This window comes from Bradyrhizobium sp. GW821-FHT13H06, assembly GCF_058803975.1.
The window spans coordinates 275,909-290,301 of sequence record NZ_JBXAPN010000007.1 but is presented as its reverse complement, the minus strand read 5'-3'; the positions used below and the strand labels follow the sequence as shown (position 1 = coordinate 290,301).

10 protein-coding genes are annotated in these 14,393 nt (G+C 65.2%); 5 read left to right on the top strand and 5 right to left on the bottom strand.

The window, feature by feature from the left end:
• Entirely contained in the window at positions 1-1,368 is a 1,368-nt protein-coding gene (locus tag AC1RQP_RS27785) for an APC family permease (RefSeq protein ID WP_492939652.1), read from the bottom strand.
• Positions 1,369-1,694: 326 nt separating this feature from the next.
• On the opposite strand from AC1RQP_RS27785, the gene AC1RQP_RS27780 reads away from it, so the two are divergent.
• Positions 1,695-3,032: an alpha/beta hydrolase gene (locus tag AC1RQP_RS27780; protein WP_492939650.1), complete on the top strand. Its 1,338-nt coding sequence runs from the start codon at positions 1,695-1,697 to the stop codon at positions 3,030-3,032.
• 48 nt (positions 3,033-3,080) lie between these two features.
• Here the strand turns inward: AC1RQP_RS27780 and AC1RQP_RS27775 are convergent, their stop codons facing one another.
• The gene (locus tag AC1RQP_RS27775) at positions 3,081-3,458 is read right to left on the bottom strand and encodes a hypothetical protein (protein ID WP_239624597.1); all 378 of its coding nucleotides are present in this window, start codon (positions 3,456-3,458) and stop codon (positions 3,081-3,083) included.
• Between the two features lie 90 nt (positions 3,459-3,548).
• Positions 3,549-4,724, bottom strand: a complete 1,176-nt coding sequence (locus AC1RQP_RS27770) for an MFS transporter (protein WP_492939648.1) — start codon at positions 4,722-4,724, stop codon at positions 3,549-3,551.
• Positions 4,725-4,910: 186 nt separating this feature from the next.
• Between AC1RQP_RS27770 and thrS the strand changes: the two genes are divergently transcribed.
• The 3 genes from thrS (at position 4,911) to AC1RQP_RS27755 (ending at position 8,942) form a co-directional block, all read left to right on the top strand.
• On the top strand, positions 4,911-6,953 hold the full coding sequence (gene thrS, locus AC1RQP_RS27765) for a threonine--tRNA ligase (protein ID WP_492939646.1): 2,043 nt from the start codon (positions 4,911-4,913) through the stop codon (positions 6,951-6,953).
• Positions 6,954-7,046: 93 nt separating this feature from the next.
• On the top strand, positions 7,047-7,610 hold the full coding sequence (locus AC1RQP_RS27760) for a nitroreductase family protein (RefSeq protein ID WP_247801855.1): 564 nt from the start codon (positions 7,047-7,049) through the stop codon (positions 7,608-7,610).
• 63 nt (positions 7,611-7,673) lie between these two features.
• Complete coding sequence (locus AC1RQP_RS27755; RefSeq protein ID WP_492939644.1) at positions 7,674-8,942, top strand: serine hydrolase domain-containing protein; 1,269 nt, start codon at positions 7,674-7,676, stop codon at positions 8,940-8,942.
• Here AC1RQP_RS27755 and AC1RQP_RS27750 read toward each other — a convergent pair.
• Complete coding sequence (locus AC1RQP_RS27750) at positions 8,928-11,390, bottom strand: putative bifunctional diguanylate cyclase/phosphodiesterase (RefSeq protein WP_492939642.1); 2,463 nt, start codon at positions 11,388-11,390, stop codon at positions 8,928-8,930. The two genes, AC1RQP_RS27755 and AC1RQP_RS27750, sit on opposite strands and share 15 nt — an antisense overlap.
• 1,044 nt (positions 11,391-12,434) lie before the next feature.
• On the bottom strand, positions 12,435-13,295 hold the full coding sequence (locus AC1RQP_RS27745; RefSeq protein WP_239624605.1) for a LysR family transcriptional regulator: 861 nt from the start codon (positions 13,293-13,295) through the stop codon (positions 12,435-12,437).
• A gap of 102 nt (positions 13,296-13,397) precedes the next feature.
• Here AC1RQP_RS27745 and AC1RQP_RS27740 point away from each other — a divergent pair, with 102 nt between their 5' ends.
• Positions 13,398-14,393: a zinc-dependent alcohol dehydrogenase family protein gene (locus tag AC1RQP_RS27740; RefSeq protein ID WP_492939640.1), complete on the top strand. Its 996-nt coding sequence runs from the start codon at positions 13,398-13,400 to the stop codon at positions 14,391-14,393.

The window sequence follows — 14,393 nt, the reverse complement described above, 5'->3', positions numbered from 1 at the left end:
CTATTCGCGGTGTGATGAGTTGCCGGCGGCAGCCGGCCGCCTGCGGAACACAGCATAGATCAACAGGCCCGCGAGCATGACGAGCATCCCCGAGAGCGACTGCACCGGCCGCTCGGTCAGGAGGTAGTACATCATGAAAGCGGTCACGAGCAGGAAAACGAGCGGCGTGAACGGGTATCCCCAGGCGCGATAGGGCCGCGGCAGGTCGGGATCGGTGATGCGCAGCTTGATGACGCCGGCGACCGTGAAGAACGAGCAGAACAACAGCGCGAACTGGATGAAGTCGAGCACCGCCTCGAAGCTGCGCGTGAACAACAGCAGGTTGGCGATGGCGAGCTGGAACAGGACGGCATAGGCCGGCGCACCGCTCGCCGATCGCCTCGAAAACACGCGCAGGGCCGGAATGTCCTCCCCCATCGTCATCATCACGCGCGGCCCGATCCACATCATCGCGCTGATCGAGGAGATCAGGCCGACGCAAATCATGGCGCCGACGATCCGGCCGCCGAGGCTGCCGAAGATGGCGCTGCCGGCGACGCTGGCGACGTCGAGCTGGCCGGCAAGCGCACTCACCGGCGTGGTGTAGAGAAACACCGCGTTCAGCGCGACATACAGCACGAGCACGATCAGCGTTCCCACAAGCAGCGCGCGCGGCAGGCTCTGCTGCGGCGTTTTCATCTCGCCGATGATGTAGGTCGCCGCATTCCAGCCCGAGAAGGAATACATCACGAAGACGAGGCCGATCGCGAACGGCGCGCTGACGATGTGGGCGAGATCGCCCGGCTGCGGCGTGAAGGCGATCGGCTGCTGCGCGCCGACGACGAAGCCGGCGACCAGGAAGGCGATGATCAGGACGACCTTGAGGATGGTCGAGATCAGCTGGAAGGTCGAGGAGTGCCGGACTCCGGTCAGTTGCACGAGCGAGACCAGCCACACCACGCCGATGGCAAGCGGGATCGGCGGCAGATCCGGGACAACCGATTTGGCGTATTCGCCGAACGCCATCGCCGCGAGCGCAACCGGCGCCGCGAAGCCGACCGTGGCCGACACCCAGCCGGCGAGAAAGCCGAAGGCCGGATGATAGGCGCGGCCGAGGAAATTGTACTCACCGCTCGAGCGCGGAAACATCGCGCCCAACTCGCTGTACGCGAACACCCCGCACAACGCGACGATGCCGCCGACGGTCCAGAGCAGCAGGATCGAGAAGCCGGACGGGATGTCCTTGACCTGGAAGCCGAGGCTGGTGAAGACGCCGACTCCGATCATGTCGGCCACGACGATGGCGGTTGCGACCGGAACGGAGACCCCGGCCCCGCTCCCGGTCAGCCGGCCCATCCAGGCTGCGGTTCCCGCATCTGATGCCGTCATCGGGGTCCTTAACTTCAGGCGTCTCGCCTCGCAGGCCATCGTGCAGTCTGGCCCAGTCAATTCAAGCAGGGTTAACAAGGGTTAAATGAGGCAACGGTAGCGGGTACCAAAACACCGACTAACCACGCTTTTGGACAATGACGCCTGGATTGCCCCGAAATTCCCCGTTCGCGCTCCCCACAATCAGGACACGATTGCATGGTCATTTTGAGCGTTCCGGATGTGGGGAAGTTTCTCCGGACGCTTAACGTCGCCTAAAGCCGGTCGGCTCAATTGTCTGAAAGCATGCCGACGGACTTGATGTCGTGACTTGGGGTCATGGGTGGATGTTCGGGGCCGTTCCGAGACCGAGAGCTGACTGTCGTGCCGATCGGACAACGTCCGATGCGCGCGATCGTGCGCTCCGGATCGGCCTGATCTCGGCCTTGGTGCCGCTGTCGCTCACGCTGGTTCAATGCGGCAAGGCGCCCGATCCGGCGGCGCTGGCAACGAGCTCGCAGGCGAATGTCCAGGTCGTCGCCAAAACCAGTTCGCAAACCTCCAACCCACGCGTGGCAAGCGGCGACACGTTCGAGGACCGCTTCCCCGCCCCGCAGTTCAAGGAGCGCTTTCCCTCGGCGAGCGAAAGCTTCCTGCAACGGCAGATGGCGGACTTCTCGCCCAGGCGCGCCGTTCAGCAACAACCGTCGGAGCAAGCGCCTTACAAGGTGGCTTCGCTCGAGCCGCAGGTCCCCTACAAGCGTCCGCCGCGCGACGACCTGACGACACTCGTCAGCATGAAGTCGTCGGCCTTCCCTTACTTCGGCAACAACCCCGCCTCCGACGCGCCCTTCCTCAACATTTCCAAGGGCGACCGCCGCGGCCACCGCAGCTATTCCGGTCGCGTGTTCTGGCAGGACGAGACCTACAGCGACAGCCGGGTGCTGGTGCACGTGCCCGAGCATTTCGACGTGCACAAGCCCGGTGTGATCGTGGTGTTCTTCCACGGCAATGGCGCCACGCTCGAGCGCGACGTACGCGACCGCCAGCTGGTGCCCAAGCAGATCACGGATTCCGGCGCCAATGCCGTGCTCCTTGCACCGCAAATGGCCGTCGATGCTGCCGATTCCAGCGCCGGCAAGTTCTGGCAACCGGGCGGGTTCAAGCGCTTCATGGCGGAATCGGCCGACCATCTCGCCCGCCTCAGCGGCGATCCGAACAGTGCGCGCGCCTTCGCCAACATGCCGATCGTGATCGTCGGCTACAGCGGCGGCTTCCTGCCGACGGCCTGGAGCCTGGAGGTCGGCGGCATCAGCGACCGTGTCCGCGGCGTGGTGCTGCTCGACGCCATCTACGGCGAACTCGACAAGTTCGCCTCCTGGATCGAGAGCCACCGTTCCGGCTTCTTCGTCAGCTCCTACACCCGCTACACGGCGCGGCGCGACCGTGAGCTGATGAGCATGCTGCGGCAGAAGGGCATCAGCGTCGCCGAGGACATGGAGGGGCCGCTCCGTCCCGGCAGCGTGGTGTTCGTGGAGACCGGCGACGGCATCACCCATCGCGACTACGTGACCCGCGCCTGGACGCGGGATCCGCTCAAGGATGTGCTGGTGAAGATGTCGGCAACGCCGTCGCTCGCGCTCACGCGCGTCGCCTCGACCAATCCATCCGCATCGAGCCGCTAGGCCCGATTGCTCAGCTCGATCAGCGACAGAGCCCTGACCTGGCGAATATCAGTTCTTGGGCAGCTTCGGAATGCTCTCGGCAAAGCCGTTGAAGCAGGCCAGCCGTTCGTCCTCTTCCTTGAAGAACCGGCAGTCGGCGTAGCCCTTGGCCTTCGCCGGCTTCGGTTTCGGCGCCGGCGGGATCACGGCGTCGTAGCAGTTGAGGCGATCCTTGGTGCCATCGTCGATCTCGAGGCAGGCCTGGAGCCGGACGGCAATCGACTGCGGCTTGCCCTTCGCTGCCGCGGCGGGATTGGCCGCTGCCTCTTTGGTTCCCTTCGGCTTGACCTGCACCAGCGGCTTGTCCCCGACCATCGGTGGCTTCTCGGTTTGCGCAAATGCGGAAGCTGAATAGAGCACCGCGGCAACCGCCAGAATCATCCTCATCTCAGTCAACTCTCTTTGGTCCCCATGACCGGCCTTCTAGCGCCCTCACGCGAGGTTTGCCAAGCACCTTGCGCACAGGAAAGACGGCGTTCAGGCGGTTGTCGCAGCCGCCGGCCGTGGCCGGGTCAGCACCAACAGGATCAGCGCCAGCACGACGAATCCGACCGCGACGAAGCCGAGCGTGTGCAGGAGCTCGCGGGCAAACAGCAGCCCACCGACGGCGGAGCCGACCGCCTGGCCGATATAGAGGACCGAGCTATTGAGCGCGACGGTCGCCGATGCCAGCGGCGGCGCGGCCGCGACCAGCCGCACCTGCTGCATCGAATTGGTCGCGGCGAAGCCAAGGCCCCAGGTCGCGACCGCGCCCGCCATCAAGACGAGCGAGCCGGCGCCGAGCGCCCATCCGGTCATCCCGGCAAGCAGCAGGCAGGTGAACAGCAACGAGGTGCGATAGGGCCCCGAGGTGTCGACGATGCGGGTCGCGATGACAACGCCAAGGAAGCCGCAGATGCCGTAAAGCGCGAACACCATGCCGATCGCATCGGCACCCGCGCCGGTGAGCCTGTTGAGCAGCGGGCCCATATAGGTGAACACCACGAACTGCCCCGACATCTGCAACATCGTGATCGCAAGCAGCAGCAGGATCGTCCTGCTCCGGCCGACCGCGGCCCATGTCTTCAGATCCACCGCTGCGCCCTTCAGGCCCGCCGGAAGGCGCAGCAGCAACAGCAGCAAGCTGATGCAGCCGAGCGCGCCGATCCCGCCATAGGCCGCGCGCCAGCCATAGCGGCTGGCGATGAAGGTGATCAGCGGCAGGCCGACGGCGGCTGCCAAAGACCAGCCAAGGAAAATGTATGCAATGGTGCTGCCGCGCCGTTCCGCCGGCACGATCAGCGCTGCCGTGCCGGCGGCCTGCGGCGTGTAGAGCGCGCCGACCGCGAGCATCACGAGGCGAATGACGAGGAGGCTGGCGTAGTCGGGCGCAAAGGCCGAAGCGAGATTGCCGAAGGCAAGCACCGCAAGCGTCGTCGCGAGCAGCGTCCGCCGCTCGATGCGGCTGGTGAGCCAGGCCGTCAGCGGCGAGCCGATGCACAGCGTGACCGCACCGAACGTGATCAGGAGCCCGGCCGCATGGATGCTGACCTGAAGTCCCGTCGCCAATTCCGGCAGCATGCCCGCCGGCGCCAGCACCGAGCAGCCGGTGACGAGATTGCCGAGCATCAGGGCGGTTGGCGCGAAACGGCCGGCGGCGGGGGCTTTTTCCATGCAAGTGCATGTAGAGCAGGCTTGCGGCCAGTTGAAGGGCGCTGCTCGAGATAGTTGGTGCAATGTCCCGGGTTTTGCGCGTCACTTTCTTGGAAATGCCGGATTGCACAGGCCGAATCGCCTGATATATCGCTCGTTCCCGCTTACCTGCGCTCGTTCGCAGGAGTGAGCCTCAGGAGAAAAGCAATGACCGACCAGCCCAAATCCGAGTCCGGCTTCCAGTACAGCCTCTCCAATCTGAAGCCCGTGACTCCCGCTCCCAGAGTCACCCTCACCTTCCCCGACGGCGCCCAGCGCCAGTTCGACAAGGGCATCACCGGCCTCGATATCGCCAAGGGCATCTCGCCGTCGCTGGCCAAGCGCACGGTTGCGATGGCGCTCGACGGTACGCTCGCCGATCTCAACGACCCGATCGAGGCCGACGCCAAGATCGAACTCGTCAATCGCGACGATCCGCGCGCGCTGGAATTGATCCGCCACGATTGCGCGCACGTGCTGGCGGAAGCCGTGCAGACGCTGTGGCCGGGCACCCAGGTCACCATTGGTCCCGTGATCGAGAACGGCTTCTACTACGACTTCTTCCGCAACGAGCCGTTCGCTCCGGAAGACTTTGCCGCGATCGAGAAGAAGATGCGCGAGATCATCGCGCGCGACAAACCGTTCACGAAAGAGGTCTGGGATCGCGAGAAGACCAAGCAGGTGTTCCGCGACAAGGGCGAGGCCTTCAAGGTCGAGCTGGTCGACGCCATTCCCGGCAACGAGCCGATCAAGATCTACTACCAGGGCGACTGGTTCGATCTCTGCCGCGGCCCGCACATGACCTCGACCGGCAAGGTCGGCAATGCCTTCAAATTGATGAAGGTGGCCGGCGCCTATTGGCGCGGCGACAGCAACAACCCGATGCTGACCCGCATCTACGGCACGGCGTTCGCCAAGCAGGACGATCTCGACGCCTACCTCAAGCAGATCGAGGAAGCCGAGAAGCGCGACCATCGCAAGCTCGGGCGCGAGCTCGACCTCTTCCACTTCCAGGAGGAAGGTCCGGGCGTCGTGTTCTGGCATCCGAAGGGCTGGACCATCTTCCAGCAGCTGATCGCCTACATGCGCCGCCGCCTCACCGGCGACTACAACGAGGTCAACGCGCCGCAGATCCTCGACAAGGTGCTGTGGGAGACCTCGGGCCATTGGGGCTGGTATCGCGAGAACATGTTCGCGGCACAGTCGGCCGGCGACGAAGCCGAGGACAAGCGCTGGTTCGCGCTGAAGCCGATGAACTGCCCGGGTCACGTGCAGATCTTCAAGCACGGCCTGAAGAGCTACCGCGACCTGCCCTTGCGTCTTGCCGAGTTCGGCGTGGTGCATCGCTATGAACCGTCGGGCGCCATGCACGGCTTGATGCGCGTGCGCGGGTTCACCCAGGACGACGCGCACATCTTCTGCACCGAGGACCAGCTCGCCGAGGAATGCCTGAAGATCAACGATCTGATCCTGTCGACCTATGCGGACTTCGGCTTCACCGGCGATCTCACGGTGAAGCTCTCGACCCGGCCGGAGAAACGCGTCGGCACCGATGCGATGTGGGATCACGCCGAGCGCGTGATGGCCACCGTGCTGCGCGAGATCCAGTCGCAGAACAATCACATCAAGACCGAGATCAACCCGGGCGAAGGCGCCTTCTACGGGCCGAAGTTCGAATACGTGCTGCGCGATGCCATCGGGCGCGACTGGCAGTGCGGCACGACGCAGGTCGACTTCAACCTGCCGGAGCGATTTGGCGCGTTCTACATCGATCATGACGGCGGCAAGAAGCCGCCCGTGATGGTGCACCGCGCGATCTGCGGCTCGATGGAGCGCTACATCGGCATCCTGATCGAGCACTATGCCGGCAACTTCCCGCTCTGGCTCTCGCCGGTGCAGGCGGTGGTCACGACCATCACCTCGGAAGGCGACGAATACGCCAAGCAGGTTCTCGAGCAAGCGCGGCGCGCCGGGCTTCGGGTCGAGATCGATCTGCGCAACGAAAAGATCAACTACAAGGTCCGCGAGCATTCGCTGGCCAAGATCCCGGCGCTGCTCGTGGTCGGCAAGAAAGAGGCCGAGACGCATTCGGTCTCGGTCCGCCGGCTCGGCAGCGACGGCCAGAAGGTCATGACGACCGCCGAGGCGATCGCCGCCCTCGTCGACGAGGCGACCCCGCCGGACGTCCGGCGGGCGCGTGGCGGCGTCTGATCCCTGAAATCGATCTAAATTCGCTTCCGGTTGCGGGCGTGCATGCCTATCTCGGCATGGCACGCCCGACGACCAGCCGAAGAGGACATCGCAGTGCCCGACGCCATCGAACTCCTGAAGACCCGCCGCTCGGTCAAGCCGCGCGAAATGACCGGCCCCGGCCCCTCGCCGGCCGAACTCGAGACGATCCTGACCATCGGAGCGCGCGTGCCCGATCACGGCAAGCTCGCGCCCTGGCGCTTCATCATCTTCGAGGGCGATGCCCGCCAGCGTGCCGGCGAGGTGATCGCGAGGGTCTTTACCCGGAAGAATCCCGGCGCGCCGGCGGCCGACGTCGAGATCGAGCGCAAGCGCCTCACCGATGCGCCGTTGGTGATCGGCATCGTCAGCTTCACCAAGCCGCATCCGAAGGTGCCGGCGTTCGAGCAGGAGTTGTCGGCAGGCGCCAGCGCAATGAACATCGTCACCGCCGCCACCGCGCTCGGCTACGGCGCCTGCTGGCTAACCGGTTGGTTCTCGTTCGACCGCGACGTGCTTGATGGGCTCGGCCTCAAGCCGGACGAAAAGCTCGCCGGCTTCATCCATATCGGCACGCCGACCAAGCCGAGCGAAGACCGTCCGCGACCGTTCCTTTCGGAAATCGTGACGCGCTTTTAATCGATGTCTTGTTGACGACTCGAACGTTGCGCGGCTTAGATCCCGGCGGGGGAGGAAGCCCGGATGCGACGGCGTGAATTTCTTGTCGGGGCCGCGATGCTCGCCGGTGCGATGGCGCGAAGCCGTGCTGCCGATATTCCCGCTCCCTCATCCGAGGGGCTCGATCGCATCACGGCGTTTTTCGACAACGAGGTGACGAGCGGCCGGCTGCCGGGCGCGGTGATCCTGGTCCAGCAGCACGGCAAGCCGGTCTATCTGAAGACCTTCGGCGTGCGCGACACCAGGACCGGCCTCGCCATGACGCCGGACACGATCTTCTCCATCCACTCCATGACCAAGCCGATCACGTGCCTTGGCGCGATGATGCTGATCGACGAGGGCAAGCTTGCGCTCACCGATCCCGTGTCCAAATACGTCCCCCTCTTTGCCAAGACCAAGGTGGGCCTCCAGACCACCGATCCGCACGGCGAGCTGGAACTTGACTTCGTGGCCCCGGTCCGTCCCGTCAATATCGAGGATCTGCTGCGGCACACCTCGGGTATCAGCTACGACTATATCGGAGCCGAATGGGTCGAGCATGCTTACAAGGCGGCCGACATCTTCGAAGGTCCTTTCAACAACAGGGAGTTCGCCGACCGGATCGCTAGGCTGCCGCTGGCACGGCAGCCTGGAACGCTGTGGCGCTACGGCCATTCCACCGACGTGCTCGGCAGCATCATTGAGATCGTCTCGGGCCAGACGCTGTATCAATTCCTGAAACAGCGCATCTTCGACCCGCTCGGCATGAACAGCACCAAATTCGTGCTCGCGACCGAGGACGAGCTTGCGCGGATGGCGCGGCCGCTGCCGAACGACTTCATCCTGCTTGCCGGCGAACGCGAGCGCCTCGCCCATCCCGAATGGCAATCCGGCGGCGGCGGCCTGCTCTCGACCATCACCGACTATCAACGCTTCTCGCAGATGCTGCTCAACGGCGGCGAGTTCGCGGGCAGGCGCTATCTCAGCCCGGCCGCGTTCAAGGCCATGACGACCGATCACATCGGACCGGGCTCCGGCGTCGCACGCGACTATTTCTATTTCCCGGGCGACGGCTTCGGCTATGGCTACGGCCTTGCGGTGCGGACCGATCCCGGCAACGCGAAACCGCCGCCGCCGGGCTCGCTTGGCGAACTGAAATGGGACTCCGGGAGCGGCACCTATTTCGGCGTCGATCCCAAGCTCGACATGGTCTACCTCATGATGCAACAGACCCAGAACGAGCGCGGCCGCATCACACCCGCGTTCAAGGCGCTTGTCTACGACTGCTACCCGCCCGCACTACGCCGCCCGTGAGGTGCGCTCACCGAAATCGGCGAGGAGCTTTCCGATCTCAGCCGCGGGCCGCGCGGCACTGAACAGGAATCCCTGCACCTCGTTGCAGCCTTCGGCGCGCAGCCAGTCGAGCTGATCTTCAGTCTCCACGCCCTCCGCGGTCGTGGTGATGTTGAGGCTGCGGCCGAGCCCGGAGATGGCGCGCACGATCGCGCCGCAGTCGGGCCGCTGCGCCAGATCCTTGACGAAGGAGCGGTCGATCTTGATCTTGTCGAAGGGAAAGCTGCGGAGATAGCTCAGGCTGGAATAGCCAGTGCCGAAATCGTCCATGGAAATGCCGACGCCGAGCTCGCGCAACTGATGCAGGGTCGCGAGATTGGCCTCGGTCTCGGCCAGAAAGATCGACTCGGTGATTTCGAGCTCGAGCCGCTTCGGCGACAGGCCGGACTGCGCCAAGGCCGAAATCACCACCTGAACCAGGTTGCGGCTGCGGAATTGCGCCGGCGACAGATTGACCGCGACCTTGACGTCGGCTGGCCATTTGACCGCCTCGGCGCAGGCTTCGCGCAGCACCCACTCGCCGAGCTGGATGATGAGGCCGATGTCCTCGGCAACAGGGATGAACTCCGCCGGCGAGATCATGCCCTTGTCGGGGTGATGCCAGCGCAGCAGCGACTCGAAGCCGGAGATGCGGTCGGAGGCGATCGACACCAGCGGCTGATAGTGCAGCTCGAACTCGCCATTGGCGAACGCACGACGCAGGTCGAGCTCCATGTCACGGCGCCTCTGCGCCTGGAGGTCCATCTCGCGCTCGAAGAAGCGGTGCACGCCACCGCCATCGGACTTCGCCCGGTACAACGCCATGTCGGCATTGCGCATCAACTCTTCCGGCGTCGTGCCGTCGCCCGGCGACAGCGCGATGCCGATGCTGGCGCCGATCACCATCTCCTGCCCGTCGAGATCATAAGGTGCCTTCACCATATCGATCAGCAAGGACGCGCAGGCGCTGGCCTCGTTCGGCGAGACGTCGGCGGCCAAGATGACGGCGAACTCGTCACCGCCGAGCCGCGCCGCGAGATTGGCGCCGCGGACCGCGGTGGTCAGGCGCTCGGCGACCTGCTTCAGCAGGCGATCGCCCACCGGATGACCGAAGGAATCGTTGATGTTCTTGAACAGGTCGAGATCCATGTAGAGCACGCCGACCCGTTTTCCATCGGCCTGGTCCAGCGCCTGCTTCAGCCGCTCCTGGAAGAACTCGCGGTTCGGCAGGTCGGTGAGCCCGTCATGGTGCGCCATATGGGCGATGCGGGCCTCGGCCTTGCGCCGCTCGGTGATGTCGACCACCGCCACCAGGTAGCCGTCGCGGTCGTCGAAGGCGACGCGGCGGCCGAAGGTGAGCACCTCGATCTCGCTGCCGTCGGCGCGCAGATGCCGCCAGTTGCGCGAGGAGTGGTAGGCGTCGCCGAGGCGCTCCAGTGCCTCGGCGTGGCTGTCCCACTCGTCCTCCGGCCAGATCTCGTGCAGCTTCATGCGCAGGAAGGTGGCGCGGCTGTAGCCGTAATGCTGGACCGCGGCGTCGTTGACGCTGAGGAACGCCTTGGTCTGCGCGTCGAACACCCACATCGGCATCGGATTGTTGTCGAACAGCAGGCGGAACGAGGCGTCGCGCCGCTTCAGCGCGGTGACATCGGAGATCGTCAGCGAAACCACGTCGGCGAAGGCGGTGGCGCTGAGCCTGAGGTAGCGTGCCTCGCTCTCGATCTCGAAGTGCTCGCCGCGGCCGCTCAGAACGGCCTTGAACAGGAATTCCATCACCTCGGGCAAGGCCAGCAGCGTGCCGCCCTCGCCGATCCGCCGCCACAACAGGCTTCCGCTCGCAACCTTCAGCAGCGCGCCCGCGCTCTTGTTGTGATGCACGACCTGAAGATCGAACGGCTTGCCGCCCGCATCGCGCAGCATCACGAGGGAGACCACCGCATCGTCGGTCGAGGAAAAGATCGCGTCGAGGAGATTGTATTGCGCGCCGCGCTCGTTGACATAGGCGCCGACCAGCGTCGCGCCCCAGCGCGAGGACGTCGGCAGCGCCAGCACGTCGTAGGTCCTGACCATGCCGTCGCGCACGCAATGCGCTCTGCCCCGGTGCGGCCGTCCGGTCGCAAGCGCGCTCGCCGCGGCTTCCGACAGCGCCGTGGCACAATCGGGCGACAGCTCGGCGACGGGAATGTCCCAGGCTTCCTCGCCGAGCCATTTCTGCACGTAGCGTCCGCTGCGCGACAGTTCGAGCGCACCGTCGTTCTTCAGCAGCGCGATGTGATCGGCGAGCCGTCCGAGGCTGCCGAGCATCACGTCCTCATAGCGCGGCAGCCGCTCGCCCGGCTTCAATGCCGCATGCCATTTGCGCTGAAGCACCGGGATGTCGTCAAACATTTCGGTGGCCGGTTTTCCCGACACCCTCTTCGCGGCATTCATGGCAGTCCCCAACGCACTTTGCCGGCGCATCCAATGCAGACGCGCTTAACGACGTGTAAAAAGCGCGCAGGCGCGGGTTCCATTCGGCGATTATGACAGTTTTAAGTCAGGCGTTGGTTAGTGGGCGTTAGAGACTATGACAGTTGTGCAAAGGCGATGCTCTCGTGTCCCGGACGCGGCGCAATGCCGCAACGCGCTGTTGCATGGGCCCCGGCTCTGCAGCGCACCGCTTCGCGCTGCGTCCGGGGCACGAGATCGATGTTGGGATGCACTGTCTCACGCCGTCATTGCGAGCGCAGCGAAGCAATCCAGAGTCCCTCCGCGGAAAGAATCTGGATTGCTTCGCTGCGCTCGCAATGACGGAGTGTGTGGGTGGCAGGCCGCCCTCCAATTCGCAGTTCAATTGCAGACACAGCTGTGCATCCTCGCGGCTCATTCCACCCGAGCTTTGCGTCGATGTCTCACCCTCAAATGGAGAGGGCGCAGGGAAGGCCGGGAGCCGGTTGGCTCCCGTGGACCGCCATGCCGGACGCAAACTGCGTGCGCTTCGATGCATAGCGGGTAACAGGGCAACCGGGGACATCCCGGCCTTCCCTGCGCAGTGGTTGGAACGGCTTATGTCGTGATCTCCCCGGGGAGCGATGCACTATTGCCCCCGTCGCCTTGCGAATGACTGACGGTGCGAACCCGGTCGGGCCGCAACGCCACCGCAAGACTTGGCGCACAGACCCCGGGCGCCAGGACCACACGATTTTGCCGTACGCTGATGGCACCGGTCGTATGCGCGACGACCCTGCTCACGGTTGCCCGCCCTGCAAGCCCGTTCGCGCCAACGCCATCTGCGTCCACCGCCGCCCGGCCCGCGTTCGTGACGATCGCGATACGCCCCTCTTCCATGGGCCGGGTTGCGGCGACACATACGCCGTTTCCGAATTTCGGTAAAGCGGAATATTTTCGGCGAGACGTCTTGACCGATGGCTTGGGTGTTTTGCCCGACGGGAAACGCAAGGTCTGGTAGCCCCGGCGTTGGCTCCATCCGGGCTGCTACGGGTGCGTGCCCGCCAACCGCTCGATCACCAGGTCCAGCAGCGCGCGCAGGCGAGCCAGGCGCTTGAGGTCGCGGTGATAGCCGACGAAGGTATCGCGACCGGGCGGCGACGTACCGATGTCAAGCGCGACGAGGCGACGGTCGCGGTCGCCGAGCGGGCGCGGCAGCACCGCCAATCCGCCGCCGCTCGCGCAGAGCTCGGCCTGCGCCTGCCTGTTGTTGCTGCGCGAAGCCACTTCCGCGTTGGGCAGCGCGCGTTTCAGCCAGGCCGCATCGGGCATGTCGGCGAATTCGACGTTCATGGTCACGACGCGGACGCCACGCCCGTCGCCGGCGCGCGGCGGCTTGCTGCCCTTCTTGCCATAGAGCGCGTAAGGAATGTGCAGCAGCTTCCTGGAAATAATCTCCGGCTCGCTGAACGGCTTAATGCGGAAGACGAGATCGGCTTCGCGGCGCGGCAGGCTGTAGAGGCGCGCATCGGTCAGGAGTTCGACGGTCACCCTCGGATGACGCTTGCCGAAGGCGGCGATCACCGGCGCGAGCATCACCGTCCCGAACCAGTCCGACGACGACAGGCGCAAGAGGCCATCGAGCTGCGTCTCCGCGCCGGAGGCGTGACGTTGAAGGGCGAGCGCTTCCTCCTCAATCCGCTCGGCATGGCGCAGCACGGCGGTGCCCTCGTCCGTGAGGACGAAGCCGTCGGCGGTGCGCTGGAACAGCGTCTGCCCCAACGCCTGTTCGAGCGCGCGAAGCCGCCGGCCCATGGTCGGCTGGGTCTGGCCGATCTTTCGCGCGGCAGCCCCGAGCGTGCCTTCGCGCGCGATCGCCAGGAAGATGCGCAGATCGCTCCAGTCCATCGGAAACCCTCATGCAATAATGCACGTTGATCGTACATCGTCGTTGCTTTTCATGCAAAAATTCATGGGCATATAGGAGGGCGACAATGGAGCGGAACGATCATGACCGAACGATCGACAATGCGTGCAGCCGTGCTGGAGGCGCACAACGCGCCGCTGCGGCTCTCGACCATCTCCACGCCCGGAATCGGCCCGCGCGAGGTGCTGGTCCGGGTGTGCGCGAGCGGGGTCAATCCGCTCGACACCAAGATCCATGCCGGCACGGCGCCGCATGCGCGGCATCCGCTGCCTGCAATTCCCGGCATCGATCTCGCCGGCGTGGTCGAGCAGGCCGGACACGAGGTGACGCGGTTCAAGCCGGGCGATGAAGTCTATGGCATGACCGGAGGCGTCGGCGGCGTGCAGGGATCGCTGGCCGAATTCGCCGCTGTCGATGCCGACCTGCTGGCACCGAAGCCCGCCAATCTCGCCATGCGGGAAGCGGCAGCCCTGCCCCTGATCTTCATCACGGCCTGGGAAGGCCTGATCGACCGCGCGTCGCTGGGGGCCGGCCAGAAGGTGTTGATTCATGGCGGCGCCGGCGGCGTCGGCCATGTCGCGATCCAGATCGCACGCGCCTTCGGAGCGAACGTGTTCGCAACCGGCTCGGCGGCGCAGCGCGCCACGATCGAAGGTTTTGGCGCCATGTTCATCGACCGCAACACGCCAGTCGAAACCTATGTTGCGCAGCATACCGGCGGCCGCGGCTTCGACGTCGTCTACGACACCGTCGGCGGCAAGGTGCTCGACGCCTCCTTTGAAGCGGTGCGCCGCTTCGGCCATGTGGTGAGTGCGCTCGGCTGGGGGACGCACGCGCTTGCGCCGCTGTCGTTCCGCGCCGCAACCTATTCCGGCGTGTTCACGCTGCTGCCGCTGCTGTCGGGCGAAGGGCGCGCGCATCATGGGGAGATCATGATGGAAGCGACGCGCCTGGTGGAGGCGGGCAAGTTGGTGCCGCTGCTCGATGCCAGGCATTTTACGCTGGAGAATGTCGGCGACGCCTATGCGCTGATCCGCAATCACGCAGCAAAGGGCAAGCTGGTCGTCGACGTCTGGTGA

Bases quoted from the DNA above. Each gene is read 5' to 3' on its own strand.
- AC1RQP_RS27785 (WP_492939652.1), bottom strand. From the start codon at position 1,368: ATGACGGCATCAGATGCGGGAACCGCAGCCTGGATGGGCCGGCTGACC.
- AC1RQP_RS27780 (WP_492939650.1), top strand. From the start codon at position 1,695: ATGTTCGGGGCCGTTCCGAGACCGAGAGCTGACTGTCGTGCCGATCGG.
- AC1RQP_RS27775 (WP_239624597.1), bottom strand. From the start codon at position 3,458: ATGAGGATGATTCTGGCGGTTGCCGCGGTGCTCTATTCAGCTTCCGCA.
- AC1RQP_RS27770 (WP_492939648.1), bottom strand. From the start codon at position 4,724: ATGGAAAAAGCCCCCGCCGCCGGCCGTTTCGCGCCAACCGCCCTGATG.
- thrS (WP_492939646.1), top strand. From the start codon at position 4,911: ATGACCGACCAGCCCAAATCCGAGTCCGGCTTCCAGTACAGCCTCTCC.
- AC1RQP_RS27755 (WP_492939644.1), top strand. From the start codon at position 7,674: ATGCGACGGCGTGAATTTCTTGTCGGGGCCGCGATGCTCGCCGGTGCG.
- AC1RQP_RS27750 (WP_492939642.1), bottom strand. From the start codon at position 11,390: ATGAATGCCGCGAAGAGGGTGTCGGGAAAACCGGCCACCGAAATGTTT.
- AC1RQP_RS27745 (WP_239624605.1), bottom strand. From the start codon at position 13,295: ATGGACTGGAGCGATCTGCGCATCTTCCTGGCGATCGCGCGCGAAGGC.
- AC1RQP_RS27740 (WP_492939640.1), top strand. From the start codon at position 13,398: ATGACCGAACGATCGACAATGCGTGCAGCCGTGCTGGAGGCGCACAAC.